The sequence below is a fragment of the Labrys miyagiensis genome (assembly GCF_030160835.1).
In the GTDB taxonomy this organism is placed as follows: domain Bacteria; phylum Pseudomonadota; class Alphaproteobacteria; order Rhizobiales; family Labraceae; genus Labrys; species Labrys miyagiensis.
Window position 1 is genome coordinate 212,095 of the sequence record NZ_BSPC01000024.1, and the last position, 18,889, is coordinate 230,983.

Consider the following 18,889-nt stretch of genomic DNA (forward strand, 5'->3'; position numbering starts at 1 on the left):
AGTGTTCCCAGGACCCCCCATGCTCGACAAGCCCGACCGCGAATTCAATCTCGTCATCGACCGCATGGCGCTCGAAGCCGAGATCGATGCGCTGGCCCTTGAGCATGAGGGCCATGCCGATGCCCTGCGCCAGGCCGTGGTCAGCCTGCTCAAATTGGTGCTGAAGGATGGGCGCGAGAAGGTCTGTCAATGGTTCCAGGAGGACCGGCTCGGCACGGCCTGCGCCCAGCGCCTGTCCTGGCTGGAAGACGAGATCATCCGCGCCACCTATGCCTATGTGACGCGCTACGTCTATACCTCGCACAACCCCAGCGCCAGCGAGCGCATGGCCATCGTCGCAGTCGGCGGCTATGGCCGCGGCACGCTGGCGCCCGGTTCGGATATCGACCTGCTGTTCCTGCTGCCGGCCAAGCAGACGGCCTGGGGCGAGAGCGTCACCGAGGCGATTCTCTACGTGCTCTGGGACCTCGGCCAGAAAGTCGGCCACGCCACGCGCTCGATCGACGAGTGCCTACGCCTCGCGCGCACCGACATGACCATTCGCACCACCATCCTGGAGGCGCGGCCGATCCTCGGCGACATGGCGCTCGCCCAGGTCCTCGCCACGCGCTTCGACAAGGAACTGGTGCAGTCGACGGCCGCCGAATTCGTCGCCGCCAAGCTCGCCGAGCGCGACGACCGCGTGGTCAAGGCCGGCAATTCGCGCTACCGCGTCGAGCCCAATGTCAAGGAAGGCAAGGGGGGCCTGCGCGATCTCAACACGCTCTACTGGATCGCCAAATATGTCTATCGCGTGCATGATTCTGCCGCTCTGGTCGAGGCCGGCCTGTTCACGCGGCGGGAATATCGCCAGTTCGTCCTGGCCGAGGATTTCCTCTGGGCGACGCGCTGCGCCATCCATTTCCTCACCAGGCGCCCGGACGATCGGCTGACCTTCGACTTGCAGCGCGAGATCGCAAGCTTCCTGGGTTATGCCGATCGCGGGGGCCTGCGCGGCGTCGAGCGCTTCATGAAGCACTACTTCCTGGTGGCCAAGGATGTCGGCGATCTCACCGCCATCGTCTGCGCCGCGCTGGAGGAGCGCCAGGCCAAGCCCAAGGCGATGCTGGACCGCTTCATCGCGCCCTTTCGCCGCTCGCAGCGCCAGGCGCTCACCGGCACCAAGGATTTCGTCATCGAGACCGGTCGGCTCAACGTCGCCAATGACGAGGTGTTCGCCCACGACCCTGTCAACCTGATCCGCCTGTTCCATCTCGCCGACCTGCACAGCCTCGCCTTCCATCCGGACGCGATGCGTCTCGTCACCCGCTCGCTCAAGCTGGTCAACGCGGGTTTGCGCGAGAACAAGGAGGCCAACCGCCTCTTCCTCGAGATCCTCACCTCGCGCAACGCACCGGAAACCGTGCTCCGCCGCATGAACGAAACCGGCGTGCTCGGCCGCTTCATCCCGGATTTCGGCAAGGTCGTGGCGATGATGCAGTTCAACATGTATCACCGCTACACGGTGGATGAGCATCTCCTGCGCTCGGTGGGCGAGCTTGCCGACATCGACCGTGGCGACGGGGCTGACGAGCACCCGCTCTCCAACGAGATCATGCCGACGATCCAGAACCGCACGGCACTCTATGTCGCGACCTTCCTGCACGACATCGCCAAGGGGCGGCCGGAGGACCACTCGATCGCCGGCGCCAGGATCGCCAAGAAGCTCGGGCCGCGCTTCGGCCTGTCGCCGGCGCAGACCGATACGGTTTCCTGGCTGATCGAGCAGCATCTGGTAATGTCGATGACGGCGCAGTCCCGCGACCTGTCTGACCGCAAGACCATCGAGACCTTCGCCGGCGCCGTGCAGACGCTGGAGCGCTTGAAGCTGCTGCTCATCCTGACAGTCGCCGATATCCGCGCGGTCGGCCCCGGCGTGTGGAACGGCTGGAAGGGCCAGTTGCTGCGCTCGCTGTTCTGGGAGACCGAACTGGTGCTCGCCGGCGGCCATTCCAATGCCGATCGCCGCGCCAGCGTGCGCCTGTCGCAGGAGGAGCTGCGCGCCGGCATGACGGACTGGACCGGCGAGGAGATCGAGGCCTATATCGCCAAGCATTACGCGCCCTATTGGCTGAGGGTGGACCTGCCGCGGCGCCTGCGCCATGCCCGCTTCGTGCGCTCCGTGCTGGAGCGCGGCGAGAGCCTGGGCACGGAGGTCGATACCGATGCCTTCCGGGGCGTGACCGAGCTGACGATCCTGGCGCCCGACCACCCGCGCCTCCTCTCGATCATCACGGGGGCCTGCGCCGCCTCGGGCGCCAATATCGTCGACGCCCAGATCAACACCACCACGGACGGCCTGGCGCTCGACACCATCTTCGTCTCCCGCGAATTCCCCCGCGACGAGGACGAACTGCGCCGCGCCGGGCGCATCGCCAAGGCGATGGAACAGGCCCTGCAGGGTACCATCCGCCTGCCGGATGCCGTGGCCAAGCGCAGCGCCATCTCGGTCAAGCCGCGCCACAAGGCCTTCCAGGTGGCGCCCGACGTGGTGGTGGACAATGAATGGTCGAACCGTCACACGGTGGTGGAGGTCTCCGGCCTCGACCGTCCGGGCCTCCTCTACGACCTCACAACCGCGCTCTCGCAGCTCAACCTCAACATCGCCTCGGCCCATATCGCGACCTTTGGCGAAAAGGCGGTGGACGTGTTCTACGTCACCGACCTGACCGGCGCGAAGATCATCTCCTCCGAGCGCCAGGACAGCATCCGCAGCAGCCTGCTGGAGGCGTTCAGGCCGGAGGGGAAGTAGGGAACGAGGGTGTCCGCCCTCCCATGGACACCGACTTCATGAGGACGGGCGCGACGCCCGCAGCCTGCCGGGCAAACGCTGTTCATTGGTCCTTGCCCGTTCCGCCGTCGAGCCAGATCTCCAGGGTGCCCGCCTTGATGGTGAGGTTCATCGGCGCAAGCTTCATCCGGGAGAGGCCGTATTTCCTGAGGTCGCCGACCAGCAGGGCAGCCGTGCCGGCGTCTTCCGGCGAGCCGTAGCGCACCTCGTCAATGCCCTTTGCGCTGTCGGCGCTTTCCGTGCCCTGAACGCGCCAACCCAGCACCGTCATGGCCTTTCCAACGGCCGCCGCCTCGTCGGGCGACATGGTGGCGAATTGCAGGAAGACGGACTGGCCGGGCGGGGGTTCGAGTCCGATATTGTGCTTGAGTTCGGCGAACAGCTTCTGCGCGGCCAGGGTCAGGCGCGCCCCGCCATCGACGGCGTTCTTCACGATCACGGGGGACGCTTCCTTCCCTGCCTTGGCCGGCGGGACGGGTTCAGCCGGCGGATTCAGCAGCCAGGCTGAGGCGCGGCGGGCGCCGGCGCGCGCATCGATCCATTCGGGCCGAGCCCATTTGCCAGGCGGGACCGCGGCCAGCACTTCGAGCAGATTGGCGAGACCGGTCTGCGTCAGTCCGTCGACCGAGGGATGCATGAGCATGCCCACCATGGTGTCGCAGATTCGGACCTGGTCGGTAGTCGGTAGAGCCGTGCCCTGGAAGCCATCCTTGAGCTGCCGCACCGCGTTGTCGCGCTGCGTCTCGTCCGGTGAGTCGATCAGGACGGTACTCACCAACAATTGCTGTCCCGCCGTCAGGGTGGCCGGCGCAGGAGGGGGGGCGTAACTGTCGTAGCGGTTGAGCGCTTGCGTCAGCGTCGCCGCCAGCTCGACGGCGGTCTTTTGGTGATCCGCCTGGGGAGGGGTGGCACTGACGGCATCGAGTGTATTCCGGGCATCGGCCAGCAAAGCTTTCATACGGTCGAGCTCAGCCTGAAGGTCCTTCATGCGGCGGCTGCTGTCCACCTGGTCCTGGACTGCCAGGTTCAGGAGATCGCTGAGCTTTCTGGCCCGGATGCGGGCATCGGCCGTCTGGCTCTCGGCATGCTGGCGGGCGCGCATTGCCACAACGGCCGCCCGACGGCTGGCTTCGGTTTCCTTGATGAGGTAGCTCGCCGCGGCGGCCAGCAGGATCAGCAGGAAGGAGACCGCGAAGAAGCCGCGCTGGATGAACAGCGTACGGCGCTGGGATGCTTCGCTGGCGGCGACGAGTTCCTCGATTTCGGGATCTTTGCGGCGATAACCGGAGGCCTCCTCCAGCGCGACGCCCGTGAGCAGATAGCCTGAAAGATAATCCGATTCGCGCCACTGCCGGGCAAGGGCGCTGAGACGGATCTGTTCGCGCGGGTTGATGGTCTCGGGGCCGCCGGCGCTCTTCAAGGCGCGCTTGGACACCGAGGCGCGCCAGGGGAAGGCGAGGGCCGCGAGCACAACCAGGCCAAACAGAGCGGCCACGATCAGCCCGTTGCTGGCGATCATGCTCTGGAGGCTGTCGTAGCCTTTATCGCCCCCGACATCGGATCCGGGCAGGGGAGCGCGATATCGTGAACCCAGCCAGAGGGCGGTCATGACAAAACAGGCGGCCAATACCAGGATCCAGAACAGCCACCGCCTAAGGCGCGTCCTCCGGCGCCTGCTGGCCCTGGCGGGGGAGGGCGGCTGTTGTGCCGGGGCTGGCGATGAGCGCGGCGGGAGCGGAGCGGGAGGGCTGGGTGCTGCCTGCTCTGGCAGGCTGGCCCCGGGTGCGAAGGGCGCGAGCTCGAGATCGAGATCCGGAAAAGCTTCGCTCTCTGAAGAGGCGAGGAGCTGGGCGCTCCAATATTCGAGGATGTCCTGCACCGCTCTGCGGTCGTCCTCCTGTTCCAGTACAGCGCCCGTCGCGACGACCCTTCGCCGGAAGGAGGAAACAGTGTCCCTGTTCCGCCCCTCGCTTGCACGCCATTCGCGCAGCAGGGCGAGATGCTCCGCGCGCAGGGCAGTGAGGCCGGTATAGGGGAGGGCCGGGTCATCCATGGCGGCGAGCCTCCGCTTCGTGGCTGGCAGGGGCAAATGCGTCAAAGGAGCGGATCCGCCCCCATAGCTTCTTCATGGCAAGGCCCCCACAACGGCCTGGAGACGGTTGCTGATTTGCGCGGTGCTGTCGAAATCCGATTTCAACTTGCTGTCTACCTCGAAGAAATGCGAGCCAACCTTGCTCTGGAAGATGAAGAACGCCCTCTTCAGTGCCTTGACCTGGTCCGGCACCTTGGCGGCGAGTGCGGGGTCGGATTGCATGCGCTCGATGTCGAGAAGGCATCCGTCGACACGGTCGCTGTCCTTGCGGTCAATGACATAGGTGGCCGGGCCGAGATCGAGGCCGTTGGTGCTGAGCGCTGAGCTGCGGGTTTCCGGCCACAACTCCGCCATCTGGCCGAGGATGAGATCGGCGGAATCGTCGAGACATTCGGCAAGGATGGAAAGGTTCTGCTCGACCGTCTGCAGGCGGTCATGGGCCGTCACCCGGTCGATGAGGTTCTTGCGCAGTTCTGTGATGGCGGCGATTGCCGGGTCGAGTGCGCCCGCATAGAGCTTGTCGAGCCCACTGACGCTGCCAAGGGCGGCCGCGAGATCGGCGAACGGCAGGCGGTTGGCCGAATTGAAGATGTATTTGTTGAGGAGTGGCGACTGCTCGCTGAGAATGATGGCGATGCTGCGCAAGGCAATGCGGATGCGGGCCGGCAGACCGTTGTCCAGGCCGTCCTGGCACTTGCTGGCCGACTGCTTGAGGATATCGATCCAGGATTGGTCGAAGCCGTTCAGGAGCATGGCTTTCTCGGGAACGGTGATCAGGCCGCGTATGTCCGTGACGGCGCGGTTGGTGGCGCCAATATAGGCGGCGATCATTTCCGAACTGATCTGGTCATCGACGGAGGTGAGCGCCGCCTGCAGCAACGTGCGGGTCTGCGTGGTCTGCAGGCGATGCAGCGTGTCGTGGAGGGTCTTGTAGATCACCAGAAGGTTGATGCTCTGGGTAATCGACGTCAGCTTGTCGCGCGAGGCCGCGAGCTGGCCGCGCACCTCGTCCCTCTTCATCAGTTCCTCCAGGTGGCTGATGCCGGAGACCACGGCGTAGACCTGGGGCTGGACGCTGGGCGCGGCATCGAGCGCGCCGGGAAGCACGGTCTTCACCAAAGCCTGGAAGGGAGGAAAGCCGGGATCCTTGCTTTTGGAATACAGCACGCAGGCGATGAAATTGGTGAGGATGCCGGTCTTCACCGCCCAATCGATGCAGTCGCGAGCAATGTCGCGCTGAGGTTGCTGCTCGAAGGAAATGCCGGTGATCGGCTCGTCGTTGCACACCAGCGTGAGGTCGCCGAGCTCCCGGAAGGTGCACAGATCGCCGACGCCATTGGCCAGGGCGATGATGCTTTCGGAGGGCAGGGCGGGGTCGGGCATGTTCAGCCTCCGGCGGAGAGGCTGTCGCTATGGCCGTTGGCGACGAGATCCGCCCTGATGCGGCCGGCAGGGATGCCCTGGTTGAACTTCGGCTCGCTCCAGGCCGGGTCGCCGAAGTGGTGCAGGGCGAGAAGCTGCCAGTCCATGTCGAGGCAAGGCGAACCGGACGAGCCGGGATCGGTGTTGGTGGCGTAGCGCAGGCGCGGTCGCTCCGGTGCGCCGGGCGTCGGCAACACGGCCTCCGTGTCGATCGCCAGCTTGATCGGGCCGCCATGCGGGTGCTGCACGATCATCAGGGGCGCCTTTTCCGGCAAGGCTTCGTCGCGCTCGGGCAGGGCGAACCAGCCACGCTCGCTGCCGGCGGATTTGGCGAGGCGCAGCAGGGCGAAGTCGAGCTCGGTGGCAAGCGGCGGCGGTTGGTCGGGCGTGCTCGAGACTTCCGCCGGCGCATAGGGGCGGTGGTGCAGGAGGCCGCCTTCCCCAAGCGCGATCTCCACCCCAGGATCGAACGAGCCGTCGGTCTGGCGAGCATAGTCGAACCGGCAGGAGATGGATGCCTGCTTGCCCTCGGCAATGGGTTTTTCGATAACGTGCCAGTTCGTCAGCACGGCTGCGGGGCCGACCAGGAAGCCGGTGCCGGCCGGGCTGCCGGCAATATCGATGCGGCAGACCCGCCGGCTCGCCTCCGTAAGGCCGGCAGACCAGAGGCGCAGGTCAAGCAGGTGCAAATGAGGCTTGATGTTGCGCTGCAGGCCCGGGGCCAGTCTTTCGGCCACAGGCTGCGTGCTGCGGTTAGCGCCGTCCTGCACGACGAAATCCACGGGGCTCGCCAGGGTGTCGACAGCAGCTTCCGGGGCCAGGGCGGCAATGAAGTCGCGGATATCCTGCCGGTGCGGGCGCTTGGCATAGACGGTTTTCAGGAAGGGAACGGTCTGCCCTTCCTGCTCGAGGCGGGTCAGGAGGTCGCGCAGGACAACCATCAGCGGATTGGCGATATTGGCCCAATAGACATCCAGCTGATCGCCTGTCGCTATATAGACGAAGTCCTTGAGGTCGTTGAGATTGACCGTCCTCGTCAACGCCCTCGAAAGCTGGGATATCTGCTCCCCCGTGAGTTCCTGCACGCCGGTCCCCTCCATTTCCCAACGTCAGACGGCTGCGACGGCAACCAGCTCAAAGCCTCGGGCAACTGATCCGCGGCGGAATCGGATGAATTCGCAGTGTCTTCGCAGCAGAAATCTCTACCAGTTTCCGCCACGCCGCGCTTTCGGGCTCGCGCGCCATGTCGTGCAGTCCGCCAATGAGCGTCAAATATGATTGTGCCGCAGACCGTTCCTTACAGCATTACCAAGATAGCAAATATAGATTTCAATTATATCATAGAATTTCTGCGTGAAAACAGCGTGAATCTGGGAGGATTTCCTTCTGGCCGGCAGCGTGGCATGCCATGGACCCGACGGCTGGCTGCATGAGGAGCAATTTCACGCATTGGTAGGTTGTTGGCTTCAGGTCGTTCGTCTAAATCCCGGGCATGCCATCCGTCGACGCCATGCCCGGGGAAGAGGAATTCGCCGTCCAGCGCGATTCCCGTCTGAGATTGCTGATTCCGCTGGTGGTCGGCATCGCTTTCCTGATGGAACAGCTCGATTCCACCATCATCGCCACCGCCATTCCCCAGATGGCCGGCGGCCTCGACACCACACCCGTGCGGCTCAACCTCGCCATCACCGCCTATGTGCTGGCGCTGGCCGTTTTCATCCCGGTCAGCGGCTGGTTCGCCGACCGCTTCGGCGCACGGCAGATCTTCGTGCTGGCGCTCTCCATCTTCACGGTGAGCTCCGCCTTCTGCGGCATCGCCCAGAATTTCGAGATGCTGCTGGCGATGCGCGTCCTGCAGGGCCTGGGCGGGGCGATGATGACGCCGGTCGGCCGGCTGATCCTGTTGCGCAGCTTCCCGCGCAAGGAACTCGTCACCGCCATGACCTATATGACGCTGCCCGCCATCATCGGCCCGGTGATCGGGCCGCTGCTTGGTGGTCTCCTCACCCATTATCTGTCCTGGCGCTGGATCTTCTATGTCAACCTGCCCTTCGGCGTGCTCGGCATCATCCTGGCGCTGCGCTATGTCGGCGACATCCATGGCAGCCGCGACGTCAAATTCGACTTTCTCGGCTTCCTGATCGTCGGCGCCGCGTGTGCCCTCCTTCAGTTCGGCATCGAGAATGTTGGCCGGCCGATGATTGCCATTCCCTGGGTTGTCGCGGTGCTCGTGGCCTCCGTGCTGCTGCTCTTCGCCTTCGGCTGGTATGCGCGGCGTGTGCCCGATCCCGCCGTCGATCTCACGCTCTTTCGCCTGCGATCCTTCAGCGTCGGCACGCTGGCCGGCGGCATCTGCCGTGTGGGCTTGAACGGCGTGCCCTTCGTGCTGCCGCTGATGCTGCAAGTGGGTTTCGGCATGAGCGCTATCGAATCGGGCTCGATCACCTTCGTCAGCGCCCTGAGTTCGCTCCTGGTGAGGCCGGTCTCCAAGCACATGCTGCGCCTGTTTGGTTTCGGTCCCGTGCTGTTCTGGAGCGCCGTCGTCGGCTCGGCCCTGGTTGCTGGCTTTGCGCTGATGCAGGCCGATACGCCGCGCCTCCTGATCACCGGTTATGTCTTCCTGTTCGGCCTGGCGCGCGCCTCGCAGTTCATGACCTCGAACACCTTGTCCTATGCCGACATGCCCTCGGCCCAGCTCAGCAGCGCCACCAGCCTCGGCGGTGTGCTGCAGCAGCTCAGCGTCAGCTTCGGCGTGTCGCTCGGCGCCATGTTCCTCGGCATCGTCACCTGGGACGGCTCGGCGCTGACACCCGAGCATTTCCACGAGGTCTTCCTCCTGATGGCGATCATCCCCCTCCTCTCATTGCCGGGCTTCTTCTTCCTGCACCCGGAGGATGGTGCCGAGGTCAGCCAGCACAAGCGCAAGTCGCGCCTCTAGCGCAGGGCGTCGAGCGCAGACCCCAGCTGGGTCCAGCCTGCCATGGCGGCCGACCAGCGACGGCCGAGGGTCAGCCCGCCATCGATGGCGATGGCCTGGCCAGTGACGAAACTCGCCTCGTCACTGGCAAGCCAGAGCGCGGCCTGGGCGACGTCCTCCGGCAGGCCCGCCCGTGGGATCGGCTGGTTGGGGGCGAGCACCGTCTTCATCAGCTCGACGCTGCGGTCGGCCGCTTCGATATCCAGGCCGACCGCCCGGCCGAAGAGCGGCGTTGCCGTCCCGCCCGGGCAGAGGCAATTGACGCGGATATTGTCCTCGCCAAGCTCGTTGGCCACCACCCTGGTGAGGTGGATCACCGCTGCCTTTGCCGTACTGTAGATATGGGAGGCGTGCCCGGCGCCGACGCCCGCGATCGAGGCGGTAGAGAGGATGGAGCCGCTCTTGCGCGCCCGCATCACCGGGGCGGCATGTTTCATGCCCAGGAAGACGCTTCGCAGCAAGACGGCCAGGCCGGTGTCGAAATCGGCGGCTGAGATGTCGGCGATCGAGCCACCGGGGGTGGCCGCGCCGGCATTGTTGAACAGCACGTCGAGCTGGCCGTGCCGATGGATGGCATGCGCGATGAGGGCGGCGATGTCGTCCTCGCGGGTAACGTCGGCATGGCGATAGTCCACCGCGGGCCCGAGCCGCTCGGCCAGCTTCTCGCCCTTGCCGTCCTGCAGGTCGGCGATGACGAGGCGGGCGCCCTCCTCGACGAACAGCTCCGCCGTGGCGAGTCCGATACCGCTCGCGGCGCCCGTGATGACGGCAACTTTCCCGCTCAATCGGCCCATGGCTGCCTCCCCTGTGCTCCATGCCAGCCATCGGAAATGCAGACGGCGCGGCTTCGAGCTTACCAGAAATGGGCTGTGGGGCGCGCTCCTCCGGAGAGGGTGCGACAACACCCTGTATTCTCCACTCCTTGCGCGATAACCTGCCTTGCAAGGACGTTGGCGACAGACTCCGGGATCACAGGGATGGATGACACGCTCTATGGCAAGCGCGACAAGCGCGGGGACTGGAAGCCTCTCAAATTCCTGGAATATCCGCCCGTCTTCGTCTGGCCCGCCCAGCCCAGGCGCTTCCTGCGCTGGTTCTTCGGCTATCCCGGCTACATCCTGCCCTGGAATCTCGGCTACGCCGCGCTGAGCCTGGTTTTCTGGCTCTATCTGACGCCGCCGATGGCCGAGATGAAGAGCTTTGCGCCGGGCTGGATCCTCTTCCTTCTCATTCGCAACGCCCTGATCGTGCTGGCAGTGTTTGGCGCCTTCCATCTCAGGCTCTATTGGCTGCGCAGGCAAGGCACCGCCTTCAAATACAATACCAAATGGCCCTCGACCGGCAATCCCGTCTTCCTGTTCGGCAACCAGACGGTAGACAACATGATCTGGACGCTGGGTAGCGGCGTGCCAATCTGGACGGCCTATGAGGTGCTGACACTCTGGGCCTTCGCCAATGGCTATATCCCCTATGTCAGCTTTGCCGAGCATCCGGTCTATTGCACGGTGATCCTGCTGCTGATCCCCTTCTTCCGGGAGGTGCATTTCTATCTCGTGCACCGGATGATCCACTGGCCGCCGCTCTATCATTCAGTGCACAAGCTGCACCACAACAATGTCAATCCGGGGCCCTGGTCGGGGCTCGCCATGCATCCGGTCGAGCACCTGCTCTATTTCTCGGGCGTGTTCATCCATTGGATCGTGCCTTCGCACCCCTTCCACGCCATCTTCCATCTCCAGCATCTCGGCCTGGTGCCGGCGCAGGGCCATGTCGGCTTCGACAAGATCGTGGTGGGCGAGCGCTCGGCCATCGATACCCACGCCTATGAGCACTACCTCCACCACAAATATTTCGAGTGCAATTACACGGACGGCGCCATCCCGATCGACAAATGGCTGGGCACCTTCCACGACGGTTCGCCCGAGGCGCAGGAGCGCATGGACAAGCGCTTCATGGAGCGGGCGGCAAAGCAGGCTGCGAAGAGGGCGAAGAAGGGGTGATTGGTGTGCCGATCTCCAGATCGGCACGGAAACGGTACCCTTTGAGAAAGAATTGCCGACCTGCAGGTCGGCACACCCTTACGTCCGCGTTGCGCCGCTCGACATCCTGATCCGATCCAGCGCCACGGCGCCGATGATCACCAGGCCCTTGATGATATATTGCCAGATGTCGGAAATGCCGATCAGCACCAGGCCGTTGGAGAGCACGGCGATGATGAGGGCGCCGATCAGCGTGCCCCAGATCGAGCCGACGCCGCCCACGAAGGAGGTGCCGCCGAGAATGACGGCGGTGATGGCGTCGAGCTCATAGGTGAGGCCGAGCTGCAGGCCGTTGGCGGCGTAGAGGCGGGCCGCCGACATCGCACCGCCGAGGCCGGCGCACAGGCCCGACATGCCATAGACGAACAGCAGGATGAACCAGACCTTGATGCCCGACAGGCGCGCCGCCTCGGCATTGCCGCCGACGGCATAGATGCGCACGCCCAGCACGGTGCGCCGCAGGATCAGCCAGGAGATGATCACGGTGGCGCAAGCAATCACCATCAGCCAGGGGATGCCGAACAGCGAGCCGTTGCCGATGAAGTCGAAGGGCAGGCTGGCGTTGAAGATCGTCTTGTCCTCGCCGAGCAGGCGGGCGAGGCCGCGCACCGCGGTCATCGAGCCGAGCGTGACGATGAAGGGCGGCAGGCGCAGGAAGGCGATCAGCGCACCATTGATCAGGCCGAGGATGCCACCTGTCACCAGAGCGGCGACCAGGCCCATCATGCCCCAATTGGGGATGAGCGAGACGATCAGCGCCACCATGGCCGCGGCGGCCAGCACCGCGCCGACCGAGAGGTCGATGCCGCCCGTGAGGATCACGAAGGTCATGCCGGCGGCGAGCACCGTGTTGATCGAGGCCTGCTGGGCCACGATCGACAGGTTGTTCCAGGACATGAAGCGGCCCGCGCTCCATGACAGGCCGCCCGTTTCGACATAGGCCGAGAGCAGTTGGAAGAGGATCGCGATCAGGAGGAGGGCCGGCAGCATGCCGAGCGCCCGGAGGGTACCGGCAAGAACGACCTTGCGGCGCTGGGCGTCCGTGGCGGACGTGTTGGTTGAGGTCATCGCACTGTCCTGTCTGGTACTGGTTGTCGCCCGGCTATCGAGCCGGCCTCAAGCTGCTTCCCTGCTCGCCGCCGAGGTGGCGATGGCCATGATGTTCTCCTGGCTGATCGGCTGCGCCCCGGGGGTGCCGCCGAGTTCGCCGGCGATATGGCCTTCGCGCATCACCACCACGCGGTCGCAGATGCCGACGATCTCCGGCAGTTCGGAGGAGATCACGGCGACGCCGACGCCTTCGCGCGCGAGCTTGTCGATCAGGCGGTAGATTTCCGACTTGGCGCCGATATCGACGCCGCGCGTCGGCTCGTCGAGGATCAGCACGCGCGGCTTGGTCTCGAGCAGGCGGGAGAGCAGCACCTTCTGCTGGTTGCCGCCGGAGAGGCCCCCGACCGTTGCATCGGGGGTCGGCGTGCGGATGCCGGTGGCCTGGATCGCCGCCAGAGCGCGCTTCTTCGCCCTGCCGAGATTGAGCAGGCCGCCGGGCAGGGAGTCCCGGGCGATCACACCCAGATTGATGTTCTCGGAGACCGTCATGTCGAGCATCAGGCCGAGCAGCTTGCGGTCCTCGGTGAGATAGGCGATGCCCGCGTCGAGGGCATCGAGCGGGGTCTTGATGTGAACCTCCTTGCCATCGACGCTCACGGTACCCGACACCTTGGGATCGGCGCCGTAGACGAGGCGGGCGAGCTCGGTGCGGCCGGCGCCGACCAGGCCGGCAATGCCGAGCACTTCGCCCTCGTGGATCTCGAAGGAGCAGGGCTGGATGCGCCCGCCATCGCGGATGTCCTTGACGGAGAGGATGGTACGGCCGCGGCATTGATGGGCGTCATGCTCCTTCTTGTAGAAGGAGGAGAGGTCGCGCCCGACCATCATGCGCACGACGGCGGCGGGGGTGATGTCGGCATGGTCGAGCGTGCCGACATAGGTGCCGTCGCGCAGCACGGAGACACGGTCGGAAAGCTCGTAGACCTCCTTCATGCGGTGGCTGATATAGACGATGGCGAGCCCCTCGCCGCGCAACTGCCGCACCAGAGCGAACAGGCGCTCGGTTTCGCGCTCGGACAGGGTGGTGGTGGGCTCGTCCATGATCAGCACGCGCGAGTGGGCATGCACGGCGCGGGCAATCTCGACCAGCTGCCGCTCGGCGATCGACAGATCCTGGACCCTGTCGCGGGCCGTGAAGGTGGCTCCGAGCCGCTGCAGCAAGCCCTCGATACCGGCATTCATGGCGCCGCGGTCGACGAAGCCGGCCTTGCTTCGCTCTCGGCCGAGATAGATATTCTCGGCGACGGTGAGGTTCGGCGAGAGCGCCAGCTCCTGGTAGATGATGGCGATGCCGAGCTGCTTGGCGGCCATTGGGCCATTGATCGCCACTTTCTGCCCATCGATCAGGATCTCCGAGCCCTCGTCCGGCACATAGGCGCCCGAGAGGATCTTCATCAGGGTCGACTTGCCGGCGCCGTTCTCCCCCATCAGGGCATGGATCTCGCCCAGCCGAACGTCAAGGGAGACGTTCCTGAGAGCCTGCACCCGGCCGAACGTCTTGGAAACATTGCGCATTTCTAGAAAAGGGTGCGTGTCCGCAGCGTTCATCCACCTCTCCCTTCCCATCCGCTCTTGCCGGCGAGTTCGATTGGTCAGACCATAATTGCGTCCAGTGTCGCAGCAGTTCCCCGTTCTGCCAATAGTTTCGACAGGGACTGGTAAATCTCGGCGAAGGCCGGGCTCTCCCTCAGGCCGAGGCCGCGGAAAGCGGTGATGTCGAGCACCGCCATCGGGCCGCCGGCGCGCAGCTTCTGCCAGTCCTCCGCGCCGATCTGCGGCTCGAAGATCTCATAGGACACGCCCTTGTCGTCGACGCCGCCGAGATAGCGCGCGAAGCAGGCGATCAGGAAGGCCTCGCGCGTCAGATCGGCCTTGCGGGCGATGAGCTCGCCGATGGTCCTGCCGTGGAAGACATTGATCTTGGAAGCGCCGTCGCCCGCCACGCGCAAGAGCGTGTCCTTGATGGCGGGGTTGGCGAAGCGCTCGATCACCTTGTCGGTGAAACCTTCGACGTCATATCCCGCGGGCGGCTCGACGAGACGGCGGGAATCGAGGTCCCAGAAATTCCGGAGGAGGCGGGGAATGCGTGCATCGCGCATGCCTTCGTCGACGAAGCGCGCGCCCATCAGCAGCGAGGGATAGCACATCAGCATATGGGCGGCGTTGGAGAGCCGGCCCTTCACCGCGACATAGGCGCCGACCTGGTCGCTGAACACCACGTCGCCAAGCTCCAATTGTGGACGGCCGGCGCTGAAACGGTCCTCGACCACCCATTTGGTATAGGTCTCGCAAGTGGCGGCGAGGAGATCATCGACACCGGTGGCGGCAACGATGCGCTTGCGGTCTTCCTCCGACACGTGGGGGGCGATGCGGTCGACCATCGAGTTGGGGAAGGCGCCATTCACCTCGATCCAGGCGGCGAGGCCGGGATCATAGGCGCGGGCAAAGCCCAGCACCGCCTTGCGGCTGGTATCGCCATTGCGCTGGAGATTGTCGCAGGACATCACCGTGAAGGGCGGCAGGCCGGCGGCGCGGCGGCGCGCGAGGCCGGCAACGATATAGCCGAAGGCAGTCCTCGGTGGTTGGCCGGCAAGGTCGCTGGCGACATCCGGCGTGTCGAGGCGGAACTCGCCGGTGACCTCGTCGATATTGTAGCCACCCTCGGTGATGGTGAGCGAGACGATGCGTGTGAGGGGATCGGCAAGGCGCCGGAGCACAGCTTCGGGATCGGCCGGAGCGTGGAGATATTCGACCATGGCGCCGACGATCTGCGTCTGCCTGGGCGTCGGCGAGGTCAGCTCGGTGACGGTGTAGAGATTGTCCTGGCGACGATAGGCTTCGGCTTTCGCCCGTGACGATGCGCTGTCGAGCAGGCCGACGCCCGAGATCGCCCAAGTCTCATGGCCGGGATGGTGCAGGCAGGTCTCGACCACTAGCGCCTGGTGGACGCGATGAAAATTGCCGACGCCGAGATGCACGATACCCGGTTGCAGGCGGCTGCGGTCATAGGTCGGTTTGGTGACGTTGGGCCCGAAGAAGGCCAGGGTCTCGCTGCGAAGCGCGGTCACGGGTTGGGCTTTCCTTTAGGGGCCGGTCCTCCCCGGCAGAGGGATGAGGGCCTAGCTGGGAACGTGCGGCTGTCACATCCGGAAGGTCGCCCACCGATCGATGTGTCACGCTGCCATATCCAGGCCCCCACCCCTCTTTGGGAGCGCCTTCTCCCGTGCGGGAGAAAGCGAGTCCGGCAAATCGCAAAACGCTTTGGCTCAGTCGTCGTGCTTGGAGTTCCAGCCCTTGTATTCGTTGACGTTTTCGCGCGTCACGAGGGCGGAGGGGATCAGGATCAGCGCCTTCTCGGGCTTCTTGCCGTTGATGAGATTGAGACCGATCTCAACGGCTGTCTTGGGAATGGCGTAGAAGTCCTGGCTGGCCGAGGCCTTGATCATGTCGAGGCCGGGATCCTTCAGCGCCGCCTCGATATCGGGCGAACCGTCCACGGACGTGATGAAGAATTCGCCGCGGCCCGCCTGCTTGGCGGCGAGCGCCGTGCCGATGGCCTGCGGATCGTTGATGGTGAAGATGGCGCCGATCTTCGGGAAGCGGGTCAGGTAGCCCTGGGCCGCCGCGAGGCCCCCGTCACGCGAGCCCTTGCCGTCCTGATCGTCCGAGAGGACCTTGAGGTCGGGATATTTGGCGAAAACTTCCTTGCAGCCGACCACGCGGTCGACGACGGCCGAGACCTGCGGGCCGTTCTCGATGATGACGTTGCCTTTGCCGCTCAGCTTGTCGGCGATGTACTGGCAGGAGATGCGACCGGCCATGACATTGTCGGTGGTGATGGCGGCGTCCGCTCCGTCGGCCACGGTGTCGAAGGCGATGACCGGGATGCCGGCGGCCTGTGCCTTCTTGATGGCAGGCGTGATCGCCTTGGGATCGCCGGGGTTCAGGAGGATGAAGTCGACGCCGGCGGCGATGAAATTGTCGATCTGGTTGAACTGCTTGCCGAGGTCGTAGTCATAGCCGACAGCGGTGACCTGGGCGTTGGGATTGGCCTTCTTGATCAGCTGCGTCGCCGTGTTGGCGATGATCACGAAGCCGGGATTGCCCATCGAACCCACGGAAATCCCGACCGATTTCACGTCCTTGGCGAGGCCCGCGCCGCCAGCGGCCAGGGCAATGGCCGTGCCCGTCAGAGCCACGGCAGCAAGATGCTTGATGGTCTTCATGGTAACCTCCCTTTTGTGAGATCGATCTCATGTTTTTTTACACGTCCCACTTTAAACTTTGTCCCCGATTGTCGCGGGGTTGTCAACGGCAAAGGCCTATCCGGTGAGATCGAAAACCGACTCGCGGTCCACCAGCACGGTCGGCAATTCGATCGCCTGCGGCGCGACCCCGCCCCGGATCTGCCGGACCAGCGTGGTGACGGCTGCCCTGCCCATCTCGTAGATCGGGCGCTGCACCACGGAGATGGCCGGGGTCAGGACCCGTGACCAGGGCGATTCATCGAAGCTGATCAGGGCGATATCCTTGCCGATCGTGAGGCCGAGCTCGCGGCAGGCGGCCATGGCGCCGACCGCCATTTCCTCGCAGGTCGCCAGGATCGCGGTCGGGCGTGGCTCCATGCCGAGGATGGAGAGCGCCGCCTGCGTGACGGTTGGCAGGTCATTGCGGGTGTAGCGCACCCAGGCGTTGGGCAGTTCCAGACCGGCTTCGCGCAGCGCCTCTCTTGCCCCGGCGACACGGTCGCGCACGGTGGAGACAGCCCGGCGGGGCAGGGTCGTGCCGTGGGAACGGACGGCGACGGTGGAAACCAGGAGGCCTATGCGGGTGTGGCCGCGGGCGATGAAGAGTTCAACGGCATCGCGCGCGCCGCTGCGGTCATCGGTGGTCACCGTGCTCGCCGGCATGTCGGTGATGCGGCGGTCGAGCAGGACGAGGCGGCTCGAGAGTTCGCCGACGCGACGCAGATGGTCGTTGTGATCGGGTGAGGAGGGCACCACGATCAGGCCATCGACGCGCTTTTCGGCCAGCACGCGCACAGCCTCGATCTCGCGCGCGATGTCGTCGTCCGTATTGATGATCAGAGCTTGGTAGCCATGTTCCGCGCAGGTGTCGATGATGGCCCGCGCGGCGGCGGCGAAGAAGGAATTGCTGATATCGGCGATGACGACGCCGATCGCCAGCGTCTTGCCGGCGCGCATGGCGCGGGCGACCTCGTTGAGGCGATAGTTCAGCTTTTGCGCGGCGGCGGTCACGCGCTCGCGCGTCTCGTTGCCCACGAAGCCATAGCCGCCGAGGGCACGGGCGGCGGTGGCGCGCGAGACCTTGGCGAGGCGTGCGACGTCGATCAGGCGGGCGGGGCGGCTGCCCTCTTCGGCCTCGCGTTCGTCGCTGGATAGTGTGGTGTTGGCCATGCTTCCTCTTCGAGCCTGCTACCCTCCGGAGAGCAGGCGCTATTGGGGGTCTGAAGACCCGCCTCCCGAATTCTCTTAGAACCTGGCGCCTGTCCTTGCCAGCGGGCCGGCCGCTCCATTTTCAGGCAGGGCTAACTCGCCCCCCTCGGTCCGGCAGGTGGCGGCGGCGATCTGCATGGCGCGCTCGAGGCAAGCGCCCCAGCCCTCGGCGTCATCGGGCATACCCCGTTCCAGGCAGAAGGCGATCAGGCTGGCGAGGGTGGCATCGCCAGCGCCCATGGTGTCGACGACGGGCTTGCTGGCGGGGCACGCCGGCACATTGATCATCAGCCCGTTGCGGGCGAACAGGGTGGCGCCGTTGCGGCCCTGGGTGAGGACGATGGTGTCGACACCCCAACCGAACAGGCCGTGGATCGCCTCCCGCCCCGTGTTGCCGAAGATCAGCCTGGCGTCCTCCTCGCTGAGCTTGATCAGATCGGCCTGGCGTGTGACCGCGGCGAGCCCTTCGCGCACCGGCTGGATATCGGCGATCAGGTCCGGCCGCGGATTGGGGTCGACAAAGACCAGGCCCGATGCCGCACCGAGGCGGGCCACGAGGTCGGCGATAGAGGCGGCATTCTCGAAAGGATAGGAGTTGACGGCGACCGCCGCGGCCTGGTTCAGCACCGCCTGCGCCTCGGGCCCGACGATGTAGCGCCGCCGGCGCAGGTCACTGGAAAACACATAAGAGGGCTCGCCCTGCAGGCGCCGCGAGGTGGCGCTGCCAGTGGCTTCGACATTGGGCGTGCCGATCAGCCGGACCTGCCTGTCGCGCAGATAGCGCTGCAGGCGAAAGCCCCACCGGTCGGCCCCGACCCGGCTGAGCAGGGCCGAATCGAGGCCGAGATGGGCCAGGCCCACCGCGAGGTTCAGTCCGGCGCCACCGGCATAGGTCCGGAACGTGCCATCCGGCTGCTCGATCACGTCGATGATGGCATCGCCGATGGTCAAGACCGTCTTCAT

The 18,889-nt window shown here is 65.3% G+C and carries 13 protein-coding genes; 3 read left to right on the forward strand and 10 right to left on the reverse strand.

The window, feature by feature from the left end; genetic code table 11:
• Positions 1-19 precede the first annotated feature (19 nt).
• Positions 20-2,791: a [protein-PII] uridylyltransferase gene (locus QQL24_RS14200; RefSeq protein ID WP_284312839.1), complete on the forward strand. Its 2,772-nt coding sequence runs from the start codon at positions 20-22 to the stop codon at positions 2,789-2,791.
• Positions 2,792-2,873: 82 nt separating this feature from the next.
• Here the strand turns inward: QQL24_RS14200 and QQL24_RS14205 are convergent, their stop codons facing one another.
• From QQL24_RS14205 to QQL24_RS14215, 3 genes are all read right to left on the reverse strand, one after another.
• Positions 2,874-4,883 carry a hypothetical protein gene (locus QQL24_RS14205; protein WP_284312840.1) on the reverse strand — a complete coding sequence of 670 codons (2,010 nt, stop codon included), beginning with the start codon at positions 4,881-4,883 and terminating at the stop codon, positions 2,874-2,876.
• 72 nt (positions 4,884-4,955) lie between these two features.
• Positions 4,956-6,305 (reverse strand): hypothetical protein, encoded by a 1,350-nt coding sequence (locus QQL24_RS14210; RefSeq protein ID WP_284312841.1) that lies wholly within the window; start codon positions 6,303-6,305, stop codon positions 4,956-4,958.
• 2 nt (positions 6,306-6,307) lie between these two features.
• A complete protein-coding gene (locus QQL24_RS14215; protein WP_284312842.1) occupies positions 6,308-7,429 on the reverse strand; it encodes a trypsin-like serine peptidase in 1,122 nt (373 codons plus the stop codon).
• Positions 7,430-7,836: 407 nt separating this feature from the next.
• Between QQL24_RS14215 and QQL24_RS14220 the strand changes: the two genes are divergently transcribed.
• The gene (locus QQL24_RS14220; RefSeq protein ID WP_284312843.1) at positions 7,837-9,282 is read left to right on the forward strand and encodes an MDR family MFS transporter; all 1,446 of its coding nucleotides are present in this window, start codon (positions 7,837-7,839) and stop codon (positions 9,280-9,282) included.
• Here QQL24_RS14220 and QQL24_RS14225 read toward each other — a convergent pair.
• The gene (locus QQL24_RS14225; protein WP_284312844.1) at positions 9,279-10,115 is read right to left on the reverse strand and encodes a glucose 1-dehydrogenase; all 837 of its coding nucleotides are present in this window, start codon (positions 10,113-10,115) and stop codon (positions 9,279-9,281) included. The two genes, QQL24_RS14220 and QQL24_RS14225, sit on opposite strands and share 4 nt — an antisense overlap.
• A 183-nt stretch (positions 10,116-10,298) precedes the next feature.
• Between QQL24_RS14225 and QQL24_RS14230 the strand changes: the two genes are divergently transcribed.
• Positions 10,299-11,321 carry a sterol desaturase family protein gene (locus QQL24_RS14230; RefSeq protein WP_284312845.1) on the forward strand — a complete coding sequence of 341 codons (1,023 nt, stop codon included), beginning with the start codon at positions 10,299-10,301 and terminating at the stop codon, positions 11,319-11,321.
• 78 nt (positions 11,322-11,399) lie between these two features.
• Here the strand turns inward: QQL24_RS14230 and QQL24_RS14235 are convergent, their stop codons facing one another.
• The 6 genes from QQL24_RS14235 to QQL24_RS14260 form a co-directional block, all read right to left on the reverse strand.
• Positions 11,400-12,428 carry an ABC transporter permease subunit gene (locus QQL24_RS14235; RefSeq protein WP_284312846.1) on the reverse strand — a complete coding sequence of 343 codons (1,029 nt, stop codon included), beginning with the start codon at positions 12,426-12,428 and terminating at the stop codon, positions 11,400-11,402.
• 48 nt (positions 12,429-12,476) lie between these two features.
• A complete protein-coding gene (locus tag QQL24_RS14240) occupies positions 12,477-14,018 on the reverse strand; it encodes a sugar ABC transporter ATP-binding protein (RefSeq protein ID WP_284312847.1) in 1,542 nt (513 codons plus the stop codon).
• Between the two features lie 44 nt (positions 14,019-14,062).
• Entirely contained in the window at positions 14,063-15,538 is a 1,476-nt protein-coding gene (locus tag QQL24_RS14245) for a mannitol dehydrogenase family protein (RefSeq protein WP_284312848.1), read from the reverse strand.
• Between the two features lie 198 nt (positions 15,539-15,736).
• Entirely contained in the window at positions 15,737-16,696 is a 960-nt protein-coding gene (locus QQL24_RS14250; protein ID WP_284312849.1) for an ABC transporter substrate-binding protein, read from the reverse strand.
• A 96-nt stretch (positions 16,697-16,792) separates the two neighbouring features.
• Positions 16,793-17,887, reverse strand: a complete 1,095-nt coding sequence (locus tag QQL24_RS14255) for a LacI family DNA-binding transcriptional regulator (RefSeq protein WP_284312850.1) — start codon at positions 17,885-17,887, stop codon at positions 16,793-16,795.
• A 75-nt stretch (positions 17,888-17,962) separates the two neighbouring features.
• Positions 17,963-18,889, reverse strand: a complete 927-nt coding sequence (locus QQL24_RS14260; RefSeq protein WP_284312851.1) for a PfkB family carbohydrate kinase — start codon at positions 18,887-18,889, stop codon at positions 17,963-17,965.